The sequence below is a fragment of the Chryseobacterium lineare genome, assembly GCF_977014045.1.
The window spans coordinates 322,126-348,003 of sequence record NZ_CDRNIQ010000001.1; the positions used below are offsets into that span (position 1 = coordinate 322,126).

Sequence of the window (25,878 nt, forward strand, 5' to 3'; positions counted from 1 at the left end):
AAACCAATTTTAGTAATCTTATATTTAAAACAACAAACGATGAACGGATTACTTTGGTCAGTATGCATCTTATGCCTTACTACGCTGGGAATGATGTTTATTCTGAAAAAATTCAATCAGCCTTACCTCATCGCTTATATTATGGTGGGCATTATTCTGGGACCGCATATTTCGGGGGTTTTCACAGATCCCGCACAGACGGAAACAATAGGGGAGGTCGGAATTCTGCTGCTCATGTTTTTCCTGGGAATGGAAATCAATGTTCCCGATAACCGGAGTATGCTCATAAAACCTGTTGTCGCACAGTCAATCAAGATTATCCTGAGCATAGGCTGTGCTTTTCTGATAGGATATTTCATGGAACTTTCATTAAACAGCATTATTCTCATTGCTGTTTTATTTATCTTTAACAGTACGGCGGTGGTCAGTGAGTTTCTGACCAGGCATAAAACCCTGAAAACAGCATTCGGAATAACAGTGCTGAATATGCTCATCTTTCAGGATCTTCTTCTAGCACCCGTCCTTACAATGCTGAAAGCATGGAATAAACCTGAATTTGACATTCTTACCCTTCTTTTTCCGGCAGTTCTGTGTTGTGTGATGTTCTTTGTCCTGAAAAAGATCAGAAATGTGCAGGAGATCCGGCTGCCGGAATTTTTCAGATCGATTGAGAAAGATCACGACCTTCAGGTGTTTTCCGGACTTTTCATCTGTCTTATTTCCGGGTTGTTGGCAGAGATAGCGGGGATGAGCAGCGCTTTGGGAAGTTTTATGGCAGGTGTGGTCGTGGGAAGGGTAAGAACTTTCAGCTGGCTGGAGCATTCTCTGATCCCATTTAAAGTATTCTTTGTTACGCTGTTTTTTGTTTCCATTGGGCTGCGTTTGGACATCTCTTATCTCTTTTCCAATTTCGGAATCATCCTTTTGGGGACATTTTTCGTGTTGGCAAGTAACAGCCTGATGTCTGCCATCGCTTTCAGACTATTAAAATACAGCTGGAAAGACAGTTGGTACGGTGGCGCTTTGCTATCACAGACAGGTGAGTTCGGAATTCTGGCATTATCGGTTGCCTATAAATCAGGAATAATAGAGTACAGCCTGTACAAGGCCGGATTGGGAATTACCTGCCTGTCACTCCTGCTATCCACAATTTGGATAACCTTCCTCAACAGCACTACGGCAAAGAGATCATTAATAAGAATAATGAAACGTAATTGAGCCTGGGTTTGGGTTTAGTGCCTGAGAGTTTTTAAGATGGATGTGGGATTTATATTTTTTGATTTAAAATTCCCATGCTCGTCTTGTTCTACCGGAATTTCTTGTCCACTGCTTTCTGAAAATAAGAAAGTCTGCACAAAAAGGCAGACTTTCTTTGACTTATAACCGTATTACACGGTGTATAATGTTATGCTAATTTTACATTAATTGCATTCAATCCTTTTTTTCCCTGCTCTACATCATAGGTTACCATATCGTTTTCACGGATGCTTCTGCTGTTTAAACCTGTAGAGTGTACGAAAATGTCTCCTCCTCCGTTTGCCGGAGAAATAAATCCGAAGCCTTTTGCTTCATTGTAAAATTTTACTGTGCCTTGTTGCATTGTAATTGTATTAAAAATTATTATTGTATTGTTCGACGATCAGTGATAGAAACCTCCATTCATATTTTCATAAAGATCTCCACTACTAAAAAAAGTCTGTTTTTTCTATTTGGTATTATTGAAATAAATGATGCTGTGCCATTACAGGAACTGTAAAACCTATAAGTTTCTGTATATTTTTCAGATCAGAGCGTTCTTCCTGATCGCAGAATGAAACTGCTTTGCCTTCCATACCTGCTCTGCCTGTTCTTCCGATACGGTGTACATACGTCTCGGGTACGTTGGGAAGCTCGTAGTTTACAACGTAAGACAGCTCATCAATATCAATTCCTCTTGCTGCAATATCAGTAGCGATCAGTACGCGGATTTTGCTGTTCCTGAAATCTTCCAGAGCCTTCTGTCTTGCATTCTGAGACTTGTTCCCATGGATCGCTGCGGCAAATATTCCTGTCCGTTCCAGTTGTTTTACAAGCTTATCGGCTCCGTGTTTTGTTCTGGTAAATACCAGAGAACGGAGAATAGAAGGGTCTTCAAGAAGGCTGATCAGAAGCCCGGTTTTATTGTCTTTTTCAACAAAATATACCGACTGTTTTACCGTTTTTGCTGTTGATGAAACAGGGGTTACGGTGATTTCAACAGGGTTTTTCAGGATTGTATCTGCAAATTTTCGGATAGTATGAGGCATCGTGGCCGAGAAAAAAAGCGTCTGTCTTTTCTGAGGAACAAGCGTCAGTACTTTTTTAACGTCATTCACAAAACCCATATCCAGCATACGGTCTGCTTCGTCCAGTACCAGGACTTCGATTTTAGAAAGATTGATATGGCCCTGGCTGCAGAGATCCAGAAGTCTTCCCGGAGTTGCTACAAGGATATCCACCCTTTTTCTTAATGAAGAGATCTGGTTGCCCTGAGATACGCCACCAAAGATGGAAAGCTGTGATAAAGGCAGATATTTGCTGTACAGTTTAAAATTTTCCTCAATCTGTAAAGCGAGTTCACGGGTGGGAGTAAGGATCAGGGTGCGGATCATCTGATGGTCGGGACTGTGCTTTTTTAAAAGCTGAAGAACCGGCATGGCAAATGCTGCTGTTTTTCCTGTTCCGGTCTGTGCGCAACCGATAATATCTCTACCTTCCAGAATATGCGGAATCGCTTTGCTCTGGATTTCGGTAGGTTTAGAGTATCCCGCTTCCGTTACGGCGCGGATAATAGGGTTTATTAAATTAAGATTTTTGAAATTCATTGTTTTTGAAAGCCTCTGAGGCATTAGTGAGTCAGGGTTTATCTGAAATCCTGAGAAAAAGTAACTGTCAGAATATGTTTTCTAAACATTTCTTGCCAGTCGTGTTATTGGGTACCTGCTTTGTCTTTTTAGGACATCTTTAGCGGATTGCATCCGGGATATGATTTCTTCTGATTATTAAAAAAGAAATATTTTCCTTATCTATGTTAGTTTTTGTTTTCCGTTGGTCTGATGGTTCAGCTGGCCAGTGTAAATATTCATCTGTAAAAGATTTAAGGTTAAAAATTGGCGGCTGGAAAAGCAGAGACTGTAAAAGAAAAAAATAGTATTCTAAACTGTGACAGAAAGCAAAGGCAGAGGCCTGTTTGTTGATCTTGGTGCAAACCTACAACAATTTTTCGGGATATTGGTAAATATAATTAATTGATTATCAAAAATATAATCGTAGCTTACGCACCCTAGAAACAAATTGTTTGCACATTGCGGATAATTTTTAGTCCAAAAGAAATGCAAGCATATACTCCCGACACCCAGGTTCAGGCAGAATCCCAGGTAATACCGGCAGGATTACCGGTAAGAATTGCCTACTTTATCATGGTGCATCATCAGCCTGACAAATTCAAAAGCCTTTTTCAGAAGATTTACACACGTGATCAGGTATATCTTATCCATATCGACCGAAAGGCGAAAGACGGATTTACTGAAGAAATTCAGCAGTTCATCATACAATTTCCTAATGCATATATTCTGGAAAGTATGAATATCAATTCGGGAGGTTTCAGCATTATCCAAACACAGATCAATGCCATGGAGTTTCTTTTAAATGTAAATGAAGGGTGGGATTTTTTCATCAACCTCAGCGGTGAAGATCAGCCACTGAAATCTCAGAGTATTATCCGTAAATTCCTTGGAAAGAACAGGAATAAGAACTATCTGTTTTATTACGATCAGAAATTTTACAGACCCGATACCCTGCAAAGGATTCACAATCACTTCACGGAGCTTGCCTACAGAATATCATCTCTTATTTACAAAAGAGAATTTATGAAGGATGTGGTGCCTTATATCGGTGGCAAATGGGTAATTTTTACCCGGGAAACCTGCAGGTTTTTCAGTACGAATGAGAAAGTAATGCTGTTTGAAGACTTTTATCTGCATACTTTTCTGCCGGGAGATTCCTTTTTTCAGACTGTTCTCATGAATACCGCTTTCAGGGAAATTATCGTGAATGATGACAAAAGGGCTGTGTCAGGTTCCTGCCGTAATACCGGCGAATTGATTCAGGAACTTAAAAATAACAGTCAGCTATTTATCAGAAAGCTGGATCCGGCAGCAGATAAAGACGTTTTCACATATATTGAGGAAAGCTATGGTCTTCCGCTTCCGGAAATTGATGAAGTTGCCCGGGAACTGAAAATAGATCGTCATCAGGACAACTGACGCTGGGACAGATGTAAGATCTATGAAAATTGGGAAAGATTTCTTCGTATTAATAGTCACCTTTTCGTCCCGAACATAGCGTAGCGAAGTGAATGATCTCCACTCATGAAATGACATTCTTTTATTCCGTTGTAGACTTTAATTGCAGTAGCTTTCCACGGTGTCAGGCTGAGCCTGTCGAAGCCTTAGTTATTATGATATGAGTATTGTACTGGCCCTTCGACAAGCTCAAGGTGACAAGAGTGTAGCACCAACTTCGCTCAGCCATCTTTCCTTCATTGTAATGTGGGCCTTCGAGTGGCCTCAGGCCCCACCATTTTATAACTCTTTGTCATCCCGAAGGAACCTCAACATAGCTGGTAAAAGATGAAATAGAAAGATTCGGGCTTAGATCCCTACGGGATGACAATTGGGATGGTTAGAATGAAGGTCGTTGTGTAGGAAGTATTCTTGAACCACCCCGTCAAAAATTCTTTGAATTTTCGCCACCCCTCCGTAGGAGTGGAATTTTTAAGTTGTCTGTATTATCAATTGCAGCCAGCCATTACAATAGGGGCTTTGTGTTCTCTTTTAAGTGAAATCGAAGATTCGACGTAGTCAAACGGCTTTGTGAAACTAAATACACGTAATGCTTTCAAAAAACCTTAGTGAGCTTGGTGTTCAAAAAGAAAACTCAAAAACTCTAAAACCTCAACGAGCTCTTCTAAGTGAAACGGCTTTGTGAAACTAAATATGCGCAATAATTCCAAAAAACCTTAGTGCGCTTGGTGTTCAAAAAGAAAACTCAAAAACCCTATAACTCTCAAACTCTATTACCTATTTAAGGATGAGGCTAAGAATTACCTTAACTCTACAACTCTAAGACACTCCCACACTCATACTCTAAAACCCACTCACTCAAAACGTAGTATAAGTTCTACAAATTGTAGTTTTAATTTAACTGCAATGTCAGAATAGTTGTACAATTTTATTTTCACAACTAAAATATCTTTGCCACGTGGTCATGATATGCGCAATCATCAGATATTTTCTCATGTTGAAATGAAGCAAAAGTAGGGATTGAGAAAACGGTGAAAATCATCATCACATCCAGCCAGGGAGGTAAGCATAGATCACCCAAAGCCATAAACAGCATAAAAGATGAAAGTTAAAACAGCAGTACTGAGCAGGCATGCCTTCCATTATATGGTGAGGGCGCTTTTGCTTGTACTTTGGTTTAACGGTATGGCAGTTAAGGCGCAGGCCCTTTCACAGGAACATCCGGATATCTATGTCAGTACCGGGACTTTTATTTTTTCTGAAGATTCAAAGTCATTCATAAAAGGACAGAATTCTAAAGCAGGCCTTAGCAGGCACAAGACAAAAAACAGAAGCACTCAGAAAAAGAAATCTAAAGAACATAAAGACCAGGTTCAAAAAAAACACCAGGAAACTGTTTCCCACCTGTCTATAACAGGCCAGCGGAGCAGACATAACTGGAGCGTTTCCGGAAGCAGCCGTTGGATGGGGGTCTTATGCGACAGCCAGAACTCCGTATCCGGAGTGGCGGTGGGCTTTTTCTATGAAGCCATATTTCTATTGTTGGCGATCATACGTCTGCTGTTGTTTTTCTACAGCAGCTTTTCATTAAATAAAATCTGCATATTATTTTGTTGTCGTCCCCCGCCCGGCTTCACTTCGGGTGCCGGGAGACGGCGGTTTGCTGAAATGGGATAAAGCCTGCTTCAGATACAGATCATAGGGCGCTCAGGAAAATCTGGGGGTCGCCATGATTCTGTATCGCAGATACGCCTGTTCCTGGTCGTTAAACACAAACGACTTTTTTAAACTTTTATAAAATAATATGAATAAATATACAATCTATGAGCCCCCTCAAAAAGGGAAGGCTCTCATTAAGATGTTCTTAGCGCGGGCGGTAAGCATGATGCTGCTGCTCACGGTAAGTTTCATATATGCGCAAAGCCCCGGTGGGGTCAGTACCAATCTGGGACTTTGGGTAAGCGCAGATAGTGGCGGTGCTTCATGGACAGATCGCTCACCATTGGGTACTACTGTAACGCCGATGGGTAATCCTACACTTTCGGTGACATCTAACAATAATCAGGTAAACTTTAATCCTGCTGTTACGTTTAATAATGCAACCAGTTATTATGATACTGGTCTTTCTATTGCAAGAGGTACCTATGCTAATGTAACAGTATTTACAGTGGCTAATGGCAGGGGAGAAAATGGAAGAACGATGTTTTCCTCAAGTTCTGCAAATAACCACAGGGCTTTAACATCTAATGCTTTTGCTTGCGGTAATGTTCCAACTTATACAGCAAAGAACGGATATGGAATATATAGGGCCAGTTTTGTAACGGGTACTACTAATGCTTCTACATTATCCTTCAACGGAACACAGCTTGTGACAACTACTGATAATAACGGTTCGCCAATAACTTTGAAGATTGGAGGAGGATATTATTCATCCAATTCTTCTGACATTGCAGAAGCTATCGTATACCGTGGTACGCTTACACCTGATCAGATAGCAAAAATTCAGTCTTATTTGGCCGTTAAATACGGTGTTACACTAGGTACAAGCACAGCCCCGGTTGACTATACCAATGCTTATGATGTGATTGTTTGGACTGGTGGTACTTCTAACCCTTACCAGAACAACATCGCCGGTATCGGGAGAGATAATGCTCTTTCTGGTTTGTACCAGAAGCAGTCTCAGTCGATGAACGGAGGTTTCCAACCCATCATTGGGAATGTAGATATTGCCGCTACCAATGCTGATAACAACAGTAGCATTAGCCATGACGGTGACTTCCTGGTTTGGGGATCCGATACAGGCAGCACGGCGTTTTCTACGGCTTTTGCATTTGGAAACCTTAATTACAGAATGGCCCGCACCTGGAAAGTGCAGGAAACCGGAACCATAGGGAAGGTAAAAGTGGCCATACCGGTAAGCATGTGGCCGGGTGCGGTTACACAGCCTACTTTATTGATCAGTGATGATGCTACTTTTGATGGCAATGATACCCGTATCGAAATGGAGCTGAAAACGATTGGAGGCGTGCAGTATTATGTAACAAAAGACGATGTAATTAATACTGTTAACTTTACTTCAGGACAGTTCTTCAGTTTTGCGGGATTTGTAACGGCACCGGGGGGAATCCTGGGAACGAACTTATGGTATAAAGCAGATCAGGGAGTTACTGTGTCAACTGGCGTATCGCAATGGAATAACGCCGTAGGAACATACAATCTTACACAGGCTACTTCTGCAAATCAACCTGCTTATAATACTGCAAATAATATCATTAACTTTAATCCTTCGGTTAGATTTGATGGGTCTAATGATCTATTATTGGCAGCCAATGTACCTATAAGTGAAGTAGCCTCAGGCAGTAGTCCCTACTCTTCATCTCACTATATAGTATATCGAGGATTGTCGACAACTAGTAAGGTATTATATGTAAGTGCTACAAATTCTCCCTCCAGCTGGAATGTTGCACAGACCGACGGAGGCTTGGCGTATATTACCAATCGGGGTATTTCTTCTTCTGCGGTGGCAGCTAATGAAATAAGGCTTCAGGAGTTTGATGGAACCTCCAATGCCGCTAGTTCCTACATTAACGGTTTGGTAAAATCGTCTACGTTAGGAGCTGCTACTGGACCGTCAGGAGCAAACCCTTTCTTTTCAGTTGGTGCAACTCCGGAAGGGGCTAACTATACAAACTCTGATATAGCAGAGGTTATCGTATATAATACGGCACAACCTTCCGGAAGGCAAAAAATAGAATCTTATTTAGCAATTAAATATGGTCTAACTCTTGGAAATACAACAAACTTTATTGATTATCTCCATAGTGCAGGTGGTGTCATCTGGACAGGAAATAATACCTACCAAAGTAACATCGCCGGTATCGGTCGGGATGATGCCTCAGCATTGAACCAGAAGCAGTCACAATCTACAAACACTGGCATCCAGCCGGTAATCGGAAATATGGACATCGCAGACACCAATGCCAATAACAGCAATGATTTTGGTGCCGATAAAACCTTCATGATGTGGGGTTCAGATACAGGCAGCACCAATTTTGCCACGGCATTTGCTTTTGGCGGGCTGAACAGCAGAATGGCCAGAATCTGGAAAGTACAGGAAACCGGAACCGTAGGAAAGGTAAGAGTAGCGTTAAAAGTAAGCGATCTTCCGGGAAGTGTAACTAAACCTACACTCTTGGTAAGTGGAGATACTACATTTGATGGTTCTGATACCAGAATTGAAATGATTAAGCAAACCATCGGAGGAGTAGACTACTATGTTACGAAAAATGATCCAAGCATCAATCTTGATTTCTCTTCAGGACAGTACTTCAGCTTTGCGGCTTTTGTGACAGCACCGGGGGGAGTCTTAGGAGAGTCACTTTGGTTAAAAGCTGATAACGGAACTTCTACGACTACGGATAATTCAGGAATTTCCTCATGGGCGGATCAAAGTACTAATGGTACTAATGCATTACAGGCTACATCCGGAAATCGACCATTATACCGTTCTGTGAATTCTCAACTAATGAATTTTAATCCAACTGTTTATTTTGATGGCACAGATGATTATATTGATGCGAGTAGCTTTATCAATGGTTCTACCAATACATTATTTTCTGCAATAAGGCCTAATATAGCTGATAACAATAACAGAGATATTATAGGTTTTGGAGGGTTAAATGCTGGAAATGGAGGAGAACTTAGATTAATTAATGGAACGATGGAATATGGTCAAAGGGATGGTAGCTGGACTTCGATAATAAGCGGTTCTGTTTATGGTGCAAATGAAACGATGTTATTTGGTTCTTCTATGAACAATATAGCAAATGGTGCAAAGCTCTATAAAAATAATTCAATGGTAAAAGCAGGAACAATTGATAAGTTTCCTACAGCTGCAAATTTGGTAAGTATAGGATCTCGAACTATTCTTAGTCGTGCACATTATTTTAATGGAGCAATTCCTGAAGTTATTACTCATAATACTGTTCTTTCAGATATAGAACGATTAAGAATTAATTCGTATTTGGCTCTTAAATATGGTATTACTTTATCCAGAGATTCTAATGGCGATAATACTCCTGGACAAGAAATAGTACCTTCAAGTGGTATTTATGAAGGAGATTATATGTCTTCCAATGGCTCTACAAAATTCTGGAGTACTGATGCTACGTACCAGAACGACATCGCCGGTATCGGAAGAGACGATGCCTCAGCATTGAACCAGAAACAGTCTCAGTCGGTAAATGCAGGTATCCAGCCGGTTATTGGGAATGTAGATATTGCAGACACCAATGCAAATAATGGCAATGACTTTGCGGTAGACAAGAGCTTCCTGGTATGGGGTTCTGATACAGGAAGCACTTCTTTTGCCACACCGTTTGCTTATGGCAGTTCCAATTTCAGAATGACCAGAATCTGGAAAATACAGAAAACCGGGACTATAGGTACGGTAAAAGTGGCCATACCGGTTTCGCAATTGCCTTTGGTTGTTTCTCAACCATCATTATTGATCAGTGCAGATGCGACATTTGATGGCAGTGATACGAGAAAGTCTATGACCCAGGTATCATTAGGAGGCGTACAGTATTATGTAGCAGATGTAGATGGGTTTACGTCAGGACACTTCTTCAGCTTTGCAGGATTTGTAACGGCTCCGGGAGGGGTTGCCGGGGTTTCATTATGGTTAAAAGCTGATGCAGGAACCAATACGACAGCTAATGACGGAACAATCACAAGCTGGATTGATCAGAGCGGAAATAATCGAAACTTCGGTGCAGGAAGTGGAGCAGTTTTGTTTAAAACTCCTATTGGCACTCCGGGATTTAATTTCAATCCATCAATAAATTTCAGCAATACATCGGTGGCACTTTACAGCGGTAGTTCATTGTTTCCTTCTCCACCAGCATCAAGCGCAACTTTATTTGGAGTAAGTAACGCCAATGGGCTTTCACTGCTTAAGGTAAATAATAGTAGTGAACCAAATGGATACGCATATTATGACTATCCTCATTTCGGCAGTAATGGTTTATTTGCTAGACCTTCTTCTAACTCCGCTGTAAGTGTGACAAATAATAACTTTACATCTAGCATCAGTCGTATTTCTATGGGTACAATGTCTGGTGGTACATCCGTAGGGCTTACTATCAATGGAGGCAGTTTTAGCACAGCTACTGGTAGTTATAGTACCAATACGGGGGCTATGATTATTGGATCCAATAGATGGGCTGGTGGTGACGATTACAATGGAGCGGTTGGAAACGTACCAGAAATAATTGCTTACACAAATTTATTAAATGCAGCCGACCAGAAGCGGGTTAATTCTTATCTCGCAATAAAATATGGTATTACGATTTCCAATGATACTAACAGTAACGGTACTTTAAATGAAATTGTTTCAGGAGCAGTAAGAGAAGGAGATTATACATCCAGTGGTAATAATGCTATATGGGATGGTCTAAATAACATTACTTATCACAACAACATCGCCGGAATAGGTAGAGACGATGCTTCAGCATTATTCCAAAAGCAATCTCAGTCGGTAAACACAGGTGATCAGCTTATTGTGGGTCTTTCCTCAGTAGCTGCTACCAATGCAGCCAATACCGGAACGCTTAATAATCTGCAGTTCCTGATGTGGGGGGATAATAACCTGGCCAATACGATGCCGTTTTCAGGAATTGCCGGTTACAACATCAGGTTAAGCAGGGTATGGAAAGTACAGAATACCAATAATGTGAACCAGGATGTTCAGATATTGGTTCCGGTGACTACCAGTACGGTACCCGGTTTAGTACCGGCTAACAGCAGCCTGTTGTATAGTACAGATGAAAATTTTGGAAGTTACCAGAAGCGCAATCCTATCGGTACGGTAACGATCAACTCAAAAGAGTACCTGGTGTTCAGCCTCCTTGCTTCCGCAGTTAACCAGGCTTCATTCTATATGACGTTTGCTTTCTACGAGCAGTCACCAGGAGGGGTAAGAGATAACATAGCCCTGTGGCTTCGGGGAGATGCAGGGCTTACCAGTACTACACGTTGGGTAGATCAAAGTTCTAATCATAAGGATCTTAAATGGGATATTAGTGATTGCGCAGGGACATCTCGTGGGCAGATGACCTTAGGAAATACATTAAACTTCAACACGGTAGCAAGGTTTGGACCTACTACTGCCTTAAACGAATGGACCTGGGGCTTTAGCCAAACCAGTATTAAACGTACAGACTCTGATGGTAAAGCAGATGTGGCTATCATATACAAAGCAGATGAAGTAAAAGTACAGGATGTGTGGGGAACAGATCTTGGAGGAATCTTTGATGAGAGATCAATAACAACTACTCAGGTTGCCAATGACAATACAGGGATTGGTTATAGCGGTGGTAATTCCGCAAATGCAACGATAAATATCGCATCATTCAGGAGTACCGAAAACCAAGGATCAAATATGCTCATCAACGGAAATAATGTATTGAATTTTACAGGTAATACCAGATATATCGGATGTGAAACAATACGTTTAGGAGATGTAGCGGGTGGAGGTTCTGGTGACTTTAATCCATTCAAGGGATTAATCGGTGAATTCGTCGTGTACAAAAAGAACATGAGTGCTATCGAACGTATGCAGCTCAACAGCTACCTGGCGCTGAAGTATGGAATTACACTCGGCAGAAACAACGACGGAAAACTGCCTGTTGGCGATGTGGTATCTGCTTCACCAGTACAAATATTTGAAGGTGACTATCTGGCCAGTGACGGTACCACCAAAACCTGGTCATCCGATGCGGTGTATCAGAACAATGTAGTAGGGATCGGAAGGGATGATATCTCAGCCTTCCATCAGCGCATCACCACCAGCCAGTCGGCAACACCGGATATCATTACCCTGAGTACCGACAGCAACTTTACAAATAACAATCAGAGCGGTGCCAGCGGACACGCCGATATTGTGAACGACAAGTTTTTCTTTGTCACCGGAAACAATAACGGAGCGCTTACCTACAGCGTAAAATCAGGGCTGAGCAATGATCTGAATGCGCTGATGAACCGCGTATGGAAAGTAAAGAAAACCGGAACGGCTCAGAATGTGTACATCAAAACGAGTAATACCAAGGCAACTTACCTGGTGTACAGTGCAGATCCTACATTCTCTTCAGGATCAATAGGATATGCTGCGCTTTCAGGAGGGGCTACAACTTTAGGAGTTAATATTCCGGATGGCAATTACTTTACGTTTGCGACATTCCTGGAAGCTCCGGGAGGAGTGATCTCCACATTCTGGCTGCGTGCAGGAGATAATTTTGTACCAGGTTCGTGGACAGATTATAATGGTAACGGATACCAGTTTACGCAAGGAGATCCTACATACAGGCCTGCGTACACCGCCAATTCGATGAACTTTAACCCTACGGCTTACTTCAATGGAAACAACTTTATGAGCATGACCACGTTCAACGGTTTCCTAAATAATGATATGAGAAATCCGCATTCTTTTGCTACTGCATTAAGAACGTCGACCAACAATTCTACCATTATTAATTTTGAAGGAACCCAGACAGTAACAAGACAGGGAGACTGGGATTATCTGGACAATGGAGGGTATTCAATAGATGACCAGTGCCGTTGTTCACAGCCTACCTACGGAGGGGCTAATCTTACGGATTATAATTATAGTATGATCGGTACATTAACCTTTAGCGGTGGAATATCTGCCACTTCAGGCTCTATCAAGTATTACAGAGATGGAAAAAGATTATCTACTGCTTCCATCAATCCAAGCTCACAGGCGTATGGTCTTACTTCCAACACCAGATTGGGATACCGATATGGAGGGGTAGGAGGATTTCTGAACGGATACCTTGCAGAGCAGGTGGTGTTCGCCAAATCGCTTTCTGATTTGGAAGTTACCGCTGTTAACAGCTACATGGCGCTCAAATATGGTAATACCTTATCAAGAGACCAGGACGGAGATGGAACATCTGGCGAGCCGGTGAGTGGACTTATTAATGAAGGAGATTATATCGCTTCAGACCATACGACCAAGGTATGGAGCAGCGATCTGACGTATCAGAACAACATCATCGGTCTTGCGAAAGACAGAACCTCTACGCTTCACCAGCGTATTGCCAGAAGCCAGATGCCGGTATCGGATATTATCACGCTGAGTACGGATAATAATTTTACCAACGCTAATGAGAGCGGGGCAAGTGGCCATACGGATATCGCCAACGATATGTACTTCTTTATCACGGGACACAACGGGCAGCCTGTTACCTTTACTTTAAAGTCAGGGTTAAGCAACAGCTTGAGTTCCATTATGAGCCGGGTTTGGAAAGTACAGCAGACCGGTACTGCACAGAATCTGTATGTCAAGGTTAATAATGTAAGAGCCAAATACCTGATCTACAGCCCGGACCCTACGTTCTCTTCAGGTGTTGGGTATGCGAAGCTGGATAATGATGCCGCTTCTGGAACAAGCGTTACCCATGATGCAGTTCAGATCCCGTCCGGAAATTACTTCACCTTTGCGGCGCCGCTTAACGGTCCCGGAGGAGTAAATGATAACCTGGTAAGATGGTACCGTGCCGACAGAGATGTTGTCAACGGTTCTACCCTTACCTGGAAAGACCAGACCGTTACTGAAGATGCCAAGCAGGATACGGCGGCCAACCAGCCGGTGTACAATACATCGGGAGCATCCCTGCTGAATTTCAACCCATCGTTCAGCTTCGATGCGGGGCAGTCGAAGTTTATGTTCTTCAAAGATACCGGATTGGCAAGCAGCAACTCTGCAAGATCAGTATTCGGTGTAGGAACCACTTCAAGCACTACGGCTCAATGGCTGACAAGCTATGGAACAAGCAGTGCGGGCAAAAACTTTGGGCTTATAAGTTCGGGCAGTAACGTTATGGCGTCTACGTATGGTACAGGTAATGAGATTACCGCGTCCGGCACCTCTCCGTATTTATACAATACACCGGTGGTCTCTTATGGAGCCGTAGCCGGAAGTACGCTGTACGGAGCATTTAACGCCTTCACCCCGCAGAATATGACAGCTTCCAGCGTGAGTACAGCGCTAAGCAGCAATTCCGGAAGAATTGGTACCGACCAGTCGGGAAGCAATTACTGGAACGGAACCATCGGGGAAGTCGTGTATTACAACAAGATCCCTACTCTTACTGAAAAGGCTCGTATTGATTCCTATTTAGGATTGAAATATGGAGTTACCCTGGGCAATAACAGTTCTCCGTTCTCGTATGTGGGTTCAGACGGCAATACTGTATGGACCGGTAGCACTGCCTATCAGAACAATATTGCGGGAATCGGAAGAGATGACATCAGTGATCTCGCTCAAAAGCAGAGCCAGAGCCAGGATCAGACCAAGACTCAGACATTGGCGGCACCGCTTACCAGCGTTCCTCAGGTCATCATTGGTCTTGGAAACGTGGCAGCAGCTAATGAAGCCAATACTTCCGAATTTGAGAATAACCTTCAGTTCCTGGTATGGGGAGACAACAACGCAGGTTTGGAAGGTAGTACCACTTCATTCACTGCCGTATATCCTTATCAGGAAAGACTGAGCAGAGTATGGAGGGTACAGAATACCAAGAGTCTTGCGAAAGACATCCAGGTATTGATACCGGCAGCGTATATCAAAGACCTTAAAGTGTCTTCACTGCTGTACAGTACATCTGCTACTTTCCCTGCCGGAAGCAGCGTACTCAGCAGCAGCAGTACCAGTATGGTAACGATCAATTCGGTAGACTATAAGGCCTTTACGATTCCTGCGACGCAGGTGAATCAGTCGGTATTCTACTTTACGATGGCGTACTATAAAAAGTCGCCGGGAGGAGTAGCAGGCGAGAACCTGTGGCTGCGTGCCGATGATGATGAGATAATGGCCAACGCAGATGATACATCAGTAGCGACATGGAAGGATCAGAGTGGTAACAACAGCCACGGTACACAGGCAACCAGTGGTCAACAGCCTAAGTACAGAAACAATGCGACGGATAATATGAACTTCAACCCGGTGCTTAAGTTTACAGGTAATTCCACTGTCAAACAAAGCTTTGACATCACAGGAACGCTGGGTATCGATGGACAGAAGAACGTAGCTGTTTTCGCAGTATCCGATGTATTGGGAGCGCATTATTTCCTTCAGCCAAAATTGGCAGGAGGTAATCTACTGCAGTTCAGCTCTGCCGGTGCAGGGTATGTTACCCTTACATTAGGCGGATCTTCAGCGACCAATACGACTGCCGTACCTTCAGGAGGTTCTGCCGAACTGTACGCAGGATGGAGAACAGCAGCAGGAGACGTTTTGTACAGCGGTATCAATGCCAAACAGCTTAACACTGCAGCGAATACTACGGTATGGACAGGTGGAAACCTTGTCTTAGGTATTGATGCTTCGGGGAATTACACCAACGGTAAAATTCCGGAAATAGTAGAATACTCTTCGTCACTGGATGCTACACAGCTACAGAAAGTGAACAGCTATCTTGCCCTGAAATACGGAATCACGATCAATCAGTCAACGACAGGTCAGGATTATCTGGCATCAGATGGCAATAAGAGCTGGACAGCTGATGCGACGTATAAGTATAATATCGCAGGGATTGGAAGGGATGACCTTACGGCACTCAACCAGAAGCAGAGTCAGAGTGTGAATGCCGACAGCCAGATGGTGGTAGCACTGGGATCTGCCGAAGCAGGCAATTCAGCGAATACCAATACCTTCAGCGCAGATATGCAGTACCTGGTATGGGGAGATGATAACGGATCCTTAACCACTAAGGTGGCAACAGGAAATGTAACAGCCAACGGTCTTACCTATACCAAGCGTTTCAGCCGTGTATGGAAAGCCCAGAATAAAGGAAGTTTTGCTTCTGATATCAAGGTGTACTTCCCGGTTTCAGCATTCGGAACTTCATGGCCAAGCTCTGTCGGGCTGATCTATGCTTCCACGGCTGCCAAGCTGAATGACGGTACAGCTTCGGTAATTATGAACAATGGAACGCAGACCATCAATGGCGTAAGCTATTATGCGTTCCCTGTGGAGGCTTCCAAGGTATCTTCACTGAACTATCTGTCCTTTACCACGGCGACTTCGGTATGCTATAAGCCTGCGGTAACTGCCGGAACGGCATTAGGAACCAAAGCAGGAATCACGGCCCTCGGAAGAGCCGGTGTAAATGCAGACAACTGGCCGATGGTAAGAAAAGGTGGCTGGATGGCTCTTGAAGCGAAGACCAAAGGAATGATCATCAACAGGGTGAGATTTAAGAATTTTGGTAGCGATACCACCCCTGACTGGAGACCGGTAGCAGATAATGACACGACTCCTATTCTGACCTCTCCGGTGGAAGGGATGATCGTGATGGACCTTACCAACAGGATGCTGAAAGTCTATACTGTGAAGAACGGAGTTTCCGGATGGTATGAGATCGGTCAGCAGACCTGTCCTGATTAAATAATGAGATGCATCAGCTCTTTCCCGCACGGCATCTAGTTGTGCCGTGCGGAAAGGCTGATCTTTTTAACAACTTAATAATACAAAAGACAATGAAATCAATATTAATTGCAGGGTGCCTGCTGGTCTCATCCGTCTGCTTTTCCCAGGTAGCCATAGGCAAAACTTCGGTCACCAACGACGGGGTATCCCTCGAATTCGGGAATACGGAAAACCGTGGACTGATCCTGCCCTGGGTAAAAGTAGATCCTGATACGAAAACCATCCCCGATATGGTAGATGGCATGATCATTTTTGATCCGGCCGATGCCCAGGTGAAAGCCGTAGTGGCGGGAACCTGGCAGACGCTGAGCGCCGCCGATCCCAATGCAGGGACACTTGCGTCGGTGGATACTTCGCTGCAGGAAACCAAGACGGAAGTTTCATCGGCGATGGTACGGATAGGAGATACTGAGAATCCTGATCTTAAAGGGATTCTGGTACTTTCCGATACCGATAAAGCGATGGTGCTTCCCAAAGTGGCAAGCCCTCACCTGAATATTATAGATCCCGCCCCGGGATTGGTGGTGTACGACACCACTGCTCACCAGATAGCCGTCTTCAATGGTCAGGGATGGAGCTTCTGGGGACCAAAGTAATCTTCACGAGGGTATTTAATGATCGGCCGGGTATCATACGGCCCGGCCGGTTTTTTTAATAGCAAGAATGTTTAAAATTAATTTAACCGCAAAAGGTGCAAAAGGTAAGTTTAAAAAGTTTTATGAGCTATTCAAAGCTTTCAAAAGAACAAACATCAAAGCTTTTTTAAGGCTATTGTTAGCTTCTTTTTATAGAAATTACCTAAGATAAATTTCTGATCTTTTGTGACTCGTGGTTGAATAAAAAAGTGTAAACAAACTCTTATAATTAAAAAATAAAACAATGGCAAACATCTACACAGAATCAAAGCGTATCTCCATGATAATGTTTTAACCCGCGCTGATAAGGATCATTCATCAATTGATGTTTCCTGAAAACCGATTTTGAACATACCCTGAAAGCGGATGATGTATTTTCTTTTTGAGATAATAAAATCTGCTTGACCTAATTTAAAAACAAACCAAATTTTTTTAAACATGAAAAACATTCTGACAACAGCAGCAGTTTTATTTGGTATGACTGCATTTGCGCAAGTAGGGATAAATAATACTTCTCCCAAATCAACACTAGACATTACCGCCAAAACAGGCGGAACCAGACCCGAAGGATTGATCATCCCGCAATTAACCGGAGATCAGATCCGTGCAGCCACCACCGCTACACCCACACCGGTGTACGGATCAGACCAGAAGGGACTCATCATTTATGCAACCACCGCCGATTCGGCTCCCGCAGGGCCTACTGCCAATATTACAGCACCGGGATATTACTATTTCGACGGCAGTATTTGGCAGATGATCTTGGGAAGCTCTTCAGGAGACACCACCAATGATTCCTGGACTAATGATACGACCAATGCTATGGTAAAAATTGGGACAAAAGCGGATGGCACGGCAAGAGATGCAGGAACAGATGTTGTAGTAACGGATACCGGAAATGTGGGAATAGGGACAGCTACACCGAAAGAAAAATTAAACATAAGTTATAATAATGCTACTTCTGCTTTAACAAGTTCGTCGCTAAAACCTGGAATCCTTTTGACCGGGCAATCAGGCACAGTAGGCGACGGTCCGGGACTATATTTTGAAGGACAAAATAACAATACTGGAACTCGGGTTTTTAAATTCAACCTAATTAAAGACAGTTCAGGAGATGGAATTCTTAATTTTCGTTCTATTTCTGATGATGGTGTCTGGCTCGTAAAATCCATAATGAGTCTTACTTCTAAAGGCTATGTTGGAATAGGAACAGAAGTTCCAAAATCTATTCTTCATGCCAATACGCCTACATCAGGAGGCTTGGTTGATGCCGGAATCTTTTCCATAGACAATTGTGGCAGTGGATGCAGTCAGGCTACTGCAAGAAATATTGTTCTTAGTAATAAGAACCTCACCAGCGGTACATTCGCATATCTTGACTTTGTACCCAGCGCGGATCCGACAGCAGCATCCGGTGCTTCAATACGAGGAATTGACAGGGATGCCACAAACAATTATGCAGGGCTGTCGTTTTATACAAGAAATGCAACCGATTTTAATCCACGTCTAGCCATAAAGTCTTCCGGTAGAGTGGGGATAGGTGCAGGGGCAGAAAGTCCAAATGCCACATTAGATGTTAAAGCCGCAAGCGACGGGAGTACTCCCGAAGGGATTATTGCCCCAAGGCTTTCGTTGGCTGCACTTCAGGGCTACACGTACAACTCTGCGCAAACCGGTGCGATTGTTTATGTGACGCCTGCCACTGGAACGCCCACAGGACAGACGGCTAACGTTACCGCAGTAGGCTATTACTATTTTGATGGCAGTGCCTGGCAGAAAATCTTAAATACCTCTTCAGGAGACACCACCAATGATGCATGGACTAATGATACAACCAATACTATGGTAAAACTAGGGACAAAAGCGGATGGTACGGCAAGAGCTGCGGGGACAGATTTTGTCGTAAAGGATACTGGAAATGTGGGAATAGGGACAAGCTCTCCGTCTGCGAAGTTGGAACTTAATTCTGGTACAACAAATACTTCAGGGCTTAAATTTACTAATCTAAATTCTTCAACTCCTACAAGTAGTGGCACAACTTTAGGGGTAGATGCTTCAGGGAATATAGTAACTGTTCAAGGGAGTGCATTCGTACCTGCTACTGGTAAATCAGTACTAACCGCAACGACGAATATTGCAGCAAACGGAGCTAATTACAATCTTACAAGTATTACCCTTCCAACCGCAGGGACATATCTTGTTACTTATACAGTACGCGGTGAAATTCAGGTAACAGGAGGAAATGGTTGGCTAACAGGTTTTTTAAGTACACTCCCTAGTGCTGGCAATATTGTTACTGATACAGAAATCCTTATTACAACTTCGACAGATGCTAGTAGAGCAGTAATTGGAGGTACGGCGACAGGCACATATATAGCAACTGTTACAAATCCTACAACATATTATTTAGGTATTAAAGCAGTTAATATAGCTGGTGTTGTCTTTAACAATAGTGATGGAAGAACTTTTGTAAGTTATGTAAAAGTGACACCATAAATAATATTAGTTTTTAAATACCCCACTGTCGCTAGCGTCTCGCTCGTGCCGGTTTAAAATTAATGAATCCTAACCTTAACAGGATTCTTAACCTTGTTAAGGTTTCAAAATAAATATTTAACAACCATTAAAAAAATTAACAATGGCAAACATCTTACACAGAATCAAAGCGTATCTCTACGATAACGTTTTAACAAAAGACAATCCTAATGATTTCATCGCGCGCACCGCAAGCGAGCGAAGCCTCAATGTACAACAGATCTGCCAGGCAGCCGTAAGCCGCGGTGGGGCGGATATCTCGGCCTCTTCGATGGAGCATGCCACAGAGCTGTTCCTTAAAGAAATGGCGTACCAGCTTTGCGATGGCTTTTCGGTGAATACCGGATACTTTACGGCCAATACCACCATCCGAGGCGTATTCGATAGCCCATCGGAAACTTTTAATAAAGATAAGCACAGCATTATCTTCCAGTTCAATCAGGGAGAAAAGCTGAGGGCAGAGATCCCGAATATTGAGGTTAATATTCTTGGGGTAGCAGAATCTTCTGCGGTAATCTTACAGGTAACGGATGTAAAGAGCGGTTCGGTCAATGATCTTCTCACGCCGGGAAGAAACCTGAAAATTGTCGGAAGTAAAATCAAAGTAGCCGGTGATGATCCTTCGGTAGGCGTATTTTTCGCAGACACCACGACACAGGCAAGGACCAAAGTAGATCCTTCTGATATTGTGACCAATAATCCTTCAGAGGTCATGGTGATAATCCCTGCATTACCGGCCGGAACTTATACGATTGAAGTGCTGACGCAGTATTCAGGCAGCCAAACTTTAAAAGAGGCACGTACTGCTACCCTGGATAAGCAATTGACGGTAGAGTAGAATAAGAGGATTGCTTCGGTGCAAGCAAGAGTCTTGTGAGGGAGCAAGCAAAGGTCTTACTACGTGGCTAACAAGATGCTTGTTTGGGAGCAAGCAATCGGCTTGTGATGAAAAGCAATGATTTCTGTTACGAATAATTTGCTAGAATTATGAAAGGGAATCGTTTTAGTCAGTGAAAATGTTCCTTTAATGAAAGAAGCTGACAAATATTTCTTGAAGTATAATGGTACTCCGGCTTTGTGAGTAAATTGATCGTTTCATGGTATTATCGATTGCTTTGCAGAGCAGGCCGGAGTTTTGGCTTCGGCTCCGCTCAGCCACCGTTGGGTTGGAGTGTTTTAGGGCTGGAGTGCTGAAGAGTTTAAAGCGGTACAAGATTCCCCTCGTTGGAGGGGTGTCGAAAATTCAAGGAATTTTTGACGGGGTGGTTCTAAATATTTTCACTCAACAAACCCCATCTTACCACTCCGATTGTCATCCCGCAGGGATCTAAGCTCGAATCTCTCTATGCTAACGTTAAGAGGGTTGGAGTGTTTTTGAGTATGAGAGTGGGAGTGTATTAGGGTTGTAGAGTTAAGTTAATTCTTAGCCTCAACCTAAAATAGGTAATAGAGTTTTAGAGTGGGAGTGTTTTAGGGTTTTAGAGTTTTCTTTTTGAACACGAAGCACACTAAGGTTTTTTTGAAAGTATAGCACATATTTAGTTTCACAAAGCCGTTGACTTATAAGAGAACGCAAAGCCAGCTATTGTAAGAATCGACTGCAAGTGATAACAGGTGCTGTCAAAAATTCCCATCCTCCGGAGGGGAGGGGTGGCAAAAATTCAAAGAATTTTTGACGGGGTGGTTCTAAATATTTTCACTCAATCATCATTCTACCACTCCGATTGTCATCCTGTATGGATCTAAGCTCGAATCTCTCTATGCTAACGTTAAGAGGGTTGGAGTGTTTGAGAGTTTTTAGGGTATGAGTGTGGGAGTGTCCTAGAGTTAAGTTAATTCTTAACCTCAACCTCAACCTAAACCTTAAATAGGTGATAGAGTTTTAGTGTTTGAGAGCTTAACAATGTTTTATTATATCATTAATAGTTGCTGTCATTTGCTGAGCAGAGCGCCTTTGCGAACGGAAAATATACACAATCTTTTAAAATAAAACATTGCGAAATCGTTGCGTTAATAAGTATAGTAGCTAATAGAGAGGACGTGAGTGAGTGTTTTAGGGTTATAGGGTTAAATTAATTCTTATCCTCAACCTCAACCTTCAACTTCAAAATAAGTACAATATAAATATATTCAGTTTAAAATGTCAGAAAACAAACACAGAATCAAAGCATATCTTTATGAGAATGGATTAACCAAAGACAACGCCAACGACTTTATGGCAAAACCTGTCAGCGAACGTACAGTTTCCATATCGCAGATCTGTCAGTCTGCGGTAAGCCGTGGAAGAGCAGACCTCTCTGCTGCTGTCATAGAGCATGCTACAGAAATTTTTCTCGAGGAAATGGCGTATCTGCTGTGTGAAGGCTACTCGGTAAACACCGGATATTTTACGGCCAATGCTGGCATTCATGGGTTTTTTGGAAGTGCTTCGGAGACTTTCAGTAAAGACAGGCAGAACGTTATATTCCACTTTCATCAGGGAGAAAAGTTACGGGCAGTGATTCCGGATATAGAGGTCGATATCCTGGGATTGGCGACTCCGGCATCAGCCATTCTGCAGGTAACCGACGTTAAGAGTGGTTCGGTCAATGATCTTCTCACTCCGAGCAGAAATCTTAGCATCATCGGAACCCAAATCAAAATTATGGGAGATGATCCTGCAAGGGGAATTTACTTCATCGATACGGCTACGCAGGCAAAAACGATGGTGCCGGCATTCGACATCGTGAGCAATAATACTTCTGAACTCATCGTCGTGATTCCTGCATTGCCCGCAGGGAAATACCATCTGGAGGTGATCACCCGGGACGGCGAAGGTACTCTGCTGAAAAAGTCGCAAACGGTAGCATTTGATCACATTCTGACGGTAGAATAGTATGAGTGAAGGCATTGTGCGTTTAATTGTAGTGGTTGTTTGCAATTTATCATAATTGAAACATTGTTTTCTTTGCTGAGTATAAACTGAAGGTTTACCACGTAGTTCAGTCTTTATAAGCGTAAAAAGCGGTTAGTACAGTATGAAGCTTCCTCCCATAAGTGTACTTACCGGCATAAAAAACGGATAATTCCCATCTTGAAATAATGTTCTCTAAATGTTGATCTGATATTGTACTGTTTTCCCGACAGAAACGGATCTGAGTAAAAGAGCTTAAATAAACACAACCTGCATTATGAAAAAGAATAATAATAAAAAAGCAAATATTATCATCCCCGATCTGCGCCGGATGAACAGACAGGAGGTTCTTGTTACGCTGGAACCTTACAGACTACTGATGGATAAAGAAGAAGCGCTGGTATTCCTTCTCTATAAAACCTGGTATGGGGAAAATACCCTACTCCTTGTGTTCTTCAACGAAGAGAAAGTGGAGTGGTACACTCAAAGGATAAGATACTGGTTTGAAAAGATCTCTATCCATCAGTTGTAGTTTGCTGCCGGCCTAAAACTGGTATTTAAATAGTTTGGATGTACCTGTTGTGCATTTTTGATTCACTTTCGTCACTTCGAGTAGATTTGAAAAAGCGTATCGAGAAGTTTGTGATTTTGAGGATGAATATCATTCTCGATACATTTTTCTCCACTGCGCTGCGAAAAACACTCGAATAGACGAATCCGATACAAAAAAATTGCACAATGCACAACTGGTTTTTAGATATAAAACTTGTGATAAACTAATTCCAGAATTAACCGCAAAAGTCGCAAAAGATAATCTTAACGCAATGATTAAAACAATCAAAGTTCTCAAAAGAATAAAAATCGAAGATTTTTAAAACTATTGTGCCCTTTTTTTATTTATAGTCATCAACTTTAGATAAAATTGAGCTTAGCTTTTGTCCTTTTGTAGTTATATAAAAAGTTTAAACAGCTTTATATATAAATGTAAGAACTGTTTTAATTTCTCGGCAATGATCTGCGGGAAAGATTCTTAACCGTAAAAAAATCGACAGCTCTGTGTGTCTGTCGATTTTTCATTGATCTGTTTATATAGAATAAACTTTAAGGGAAATCAGCCTTTTTAGAATAGCAGTGAAATTAAAAACTATCAACCAAAACTAATCCTGATAAAATATGTATTGATATTTTATATTCTACTGTCATGATGGGATCTTATGAAATTAAGAAGGTACTAATAGCTGTCTGACGAGATAGAATCTATTCTGAAAAAGGCTGTTATTGATGGGTTGCTTGTTCGCAGTTGTTATGATAAAGTTATTGTAGACATTGGCTTTACAATTAACAGGAAAATGTTTTTCTCCATCTGCTGACTGTGCTTCGGCTGAGGTTGAAATGTCTTGAGACCTCTACATTGCTAAGCCCTTTTTCTTTCTGATATTCCAGAATTCTGATGATGGAATGGTAGTCATAGTTTTTATGCTTGCGGTTATTGATTTCCGTCTCCGGACTTGTCCCGAAAATGATCTCATTAAGCTTTAAGACATCCATGGCCATGATTTCATTTTTGTTAAGAAGGTATGCGCATGCGTTATATTTCTCCGGACATTTTCTGCTGATGATGTCCTCGTAGATTTTTCTGTAGTTAGGTACTGATCTTTCCATAATGTTTTTTTATACTGATCCCGGTTACCACACCTTCCGTAAAATGCAGGATAAGCGTTGTTTTCCGGAAATAAAATGTAACGTTAAGTTCGTAATACCAGACATCGGCCGGATAGTAATTATACTCAAGCCCCAGTTCTCCGGAAATTTCCTTTTTGGTTTTCCCCAGAAGAAACTGATACTGAAGCTTTAGTTTCTTACTCATTGCGATATCTGATTATATTGTACTGTTTTTCCTTTCAGATCTTGTTCTGTATGATAGTATTAGTTTTTATTTCTTCTTATTTTATCCACCAGCCGGATTTTTAAAAGTATTGCAGAGGGTATTCCCTGCAATACTAGCTCAACATTATCATTTTACACGCTTTATCTCTGGGATACTTTTGGTTTTGAGCTGCGGAAAGGAGTCTTTCATCAATGTCGATGGGATGACCGCCGTTCCGCAATTAATGTATTTCACTAATTTTAAAAACGCATTAAACTGTTTGAAATACCATCCTCAAAACCGGGTAATTAAAACACTTTTGGTGTAAAGGGGATTTTCCGAAATAATATTTATCATATCTGTGCCTGATTTTTATAATTGAATTTGTGTTGTCTTTTCGGTTTCAGAACTGCAGAGATTTACTCTCTGCAAGATCTGAATCCTACTAATCATAATGTGTTTTTAGAATCCTTCATGGGCCTCAGCATTAATTTTCATATGTATTAACTTAGTTTTCGTTATTTGTTTCTTCGTTTTTTTCTTGTGGCTGTTGTAGCGGGTTTCTTTGTGTTGAGCGGATCTTTCTTGTATTGTTTATCGGAAATCTGTAATACAATGGTAAACATCATACAGTTCCGTCTCAGATCGCATAATACTTTCATAGTATTTCTGGCTTTAGCGATTTCCGTGTTGGGATCCGTTTATTTGTACATCTGTACCGGTCTTTTTTGTGCTGCCTTTTTTTAATGACCTGTCAGACCTTCCATGTTCTTAACAGGTTCTTGGCAAGATCCGGATGAAAGCTTTAATTTTTTCTCATTATTTGTTTATTTTTCAGGCTTTAGTTTTTTTGTTTTTTATATTGAGCTGTAGAAGGCAGATTAATATCATGCTGATTTTGTAGCTGATATTTTTCAGTATTGCATACGATGTATCGTAAAAAGACGTATTTTTGAGTAAGTTTTATGGTAATCATTGGTTAAGTTTTTATCGTAAGACTACAGGCACAAAGTTATTTCTATGAAATTTTAGAGTATGTAATACTATTTTAAAATTTAATAAGTATTTGTACTACTTGCTGTAGTATTAGTATTACAAAATTTAACTATTTTATT

The 25,878-nt window shown here is 41.9% G+C and carries 14 protein-coding genes; 9 read left to right on the top strand and 5 right to left on the bottom strand.

Features of this window, described 5'->3' with window-relative positions; all coding sequences use genetic code 11:
- Nucleotides 1-39 precede the first annotated feature (39 nt).
- A complete protein-coding gene (locus ACWNCI_RS01480) occupies nucleotides 40-1,218 on the top strand; it encodes a cation:proton antiporter domain-containing protein (protein ID WP_449386892.1) in 1,179 nt (392 codons plus the stop codon).
- A 187-nt stretch (nucleotides 1,219-1,405) separates the two neighbouring features.
- On the opposite strand, the gene ACWNCI_RS01485 is transcribed toward ACWNCI_RS01480, so the two are convergent.
- Both ACWNCI_RS01485 and ACWNCI_RS01490 read right to left on the bottom strand, forming a co-directional pair.
- Nucleotides 1,406-1,600, bottom strand: a complete 195-nt coding sequence (locus tag ACWNCI_RS01485) for a cold-shock protein (protein ID WP_346985874.1) — start codon at nucleotides 1,598-1,600, stop codon at nucleotides 1,406-1,408.
- Between the two features lie 115 nt (nucleotides 1,601-1,715).
- Nucleotides 1,716-2,843 carry a DEAD/DEAH box helicase gene (locus ACWNCI_RS01490; protein WP_346985873.1) on the bottom strand — a complete coding sequence of 376 codons (1,128 nt, stop codon included), beginning with the start codon at nucleotides 2,841-2,843 and terminating at the stop codon, nucleotides 1,716-1,718.
- A gap of 507 nt (nucleotides 2,844-3,350) precedes the next feature.
- On the opposite strand from ACWNCI_RS01490, the gene ACWNCI_RS01495 reads away from it, so the two are divergent.
- The 8 genes from ACWNCI_RS01495 (at nucleotide 3,351) to ACWNCI_RS01530 (ending at nucleotide 23,428) form a co-directional block, all read left to right on the top strand.
- Complete coding sequence (locus ACWNCI_RS01495; RefSeq protein WP_449386893.1) at nucleotides 3,351-4,283, top strand: beta-1,6-N-acetylglucosaminyltransferase; 933 nt, start codon at nucleotides 3,351-3,353, stop codon at nucleotides 4,281-4,283.
- A 1,140-nt stretch (nucleotides 4,284-5,423) separates the two neighbouring features.
- On the top strand, nucleotides 5,424-5,999 hold the full coding sequence (locus tag ACWNCI_RS01500) for a hypothetical protein (RefSeq protein ID WP_449386894.1): 576 nt from the start codon (nucleotides 5,424-5,426) through the stop codon (nucleotides 5,997-5,999).
- A 127-nt stretch (nucleotides 6,000-6,126) separates the two neighbouring features.
- Nucleotides 6,127-16,791, top strand: a complete 10,665-nt coding sequence (locus ACWNCI_RS01505; RefSeq protein WP_449386895.1) for a hypothetical protein — start codon at nucleotides 6,127-6,129, stop codon at nucleotides 16,789-16,791.
- Between the two features lie 92 nt (nucleotides 16,792-16,883).
- The gene (locus ACWNCI_RS01510; protein ID WP_449386896.1) at nucleotides 16,884-17,429 is read left to right on the top strand and encodes a hypothetical protein; all 546 of its coding nucleotides are present in this window, start codon (nucleotides 16,884-16,886) and stop codon (nucleotides 17,427-17,429) included.
- Between the two features lie 477 nt (nucleotides 17,430-17,906).
- Nucleotides 17,907-19,964: a hypothetical protein gene (locus tag ACWNCI_RS01515; protein ID WP_449386897.1), complete on the top strand. Its 2,058-nt coding sequence runs from the start codon at nucleotides 17,907-17,909 to the stop codon at nucleotides 19,962-19,964.
- A 142-nt stretch (nucleotides 19,965-20,106) separates the two neighbouring features.
- Entirely contained in the window at nucleotides 20,107-20,841 is a 735-nt protein-coding gene (locus ACWNCI_RS01520; RefSeq protein ID WP_449386898.1) for a DNA-binding domain-containing protein, read from the top strand.
- Between the two features lie 1,302 nt (nucleotides 20,842-22,143).
- A complete protein-coding gene (locus ACWNCI_RS01525; RefSeq protein ID WP_449386899.1) occupies nucleotides 22,144-22,878 on the top strand; it encodes a DNA-binding domain-containing protein in 735 nt (244 codons plus the stop codon).
- A gap of 295 nt (nucleotides 22,879-23,173) precedes the next feature.
- Nucleotides 23,174-23,428 carry a hypothetical protein gene (locus tag ACWNCI_RS01530; protein ID WP_449386900.1) on the top strand — a complete coding sequence of 85 codons (255 nt, stop codon included), beginning with the start codon at nucleotides 23,174-23,176 and terminating at the stop codon, nucleotides 23,426-23,428.
- Between the two features lie 806 nt (nucleotides 23,429-24,234).
- On the opposite strand, the gene ACWNCI_RS01535 is transcribed toward ACWNCI_RS01530, so the two are convergent.
- From ACWNCI_RS01535 to ACWNCI_RS01545, 3 genes are all read right to left on the bottom strand, one after another.
- Nucleotides 24,235-24,558, bottom strand: a complete 324-nt coding sequence (locus ACWNCI_RS01535; RefSeq protein ID WP_449386901.1) for a helix-turn-helix domain-containing protein — start codon at nucleotides 24,556-24,558, stop codon at nucleotides 24,235-24,237.
- Complete coding sequence (locus ACWNCI_RS01540) at nucleotides 24,539-24,763, bottom strand: hypothetical protein (RefSeq protein ID WP_042722242.1); 225 nt, start codon at nucleotides 24,761-24,763, stop codon at nucleotides 24,539-24,541. Before ACWNCI_RS01540 ends, ACWNCI_RS01535 begins: the two co-directional genes overlap by 20 nt.
- Before the next feature lie 518 nt (nucleotides 24,764-25,281).
- Nucleotides 25,282-25,425, bottom strand: a complete 144-nt coding sequence (locus tag ACWNCI_RS01545) for a hypothetical protein (protein ID WP_449386902.1) — start codon at nucleotides 25,423-25,425, stop codon at nucleotides 25,282-25,284.
- Nucleotides 25,426-25,878: the final 453 nt, after the last annotated feature.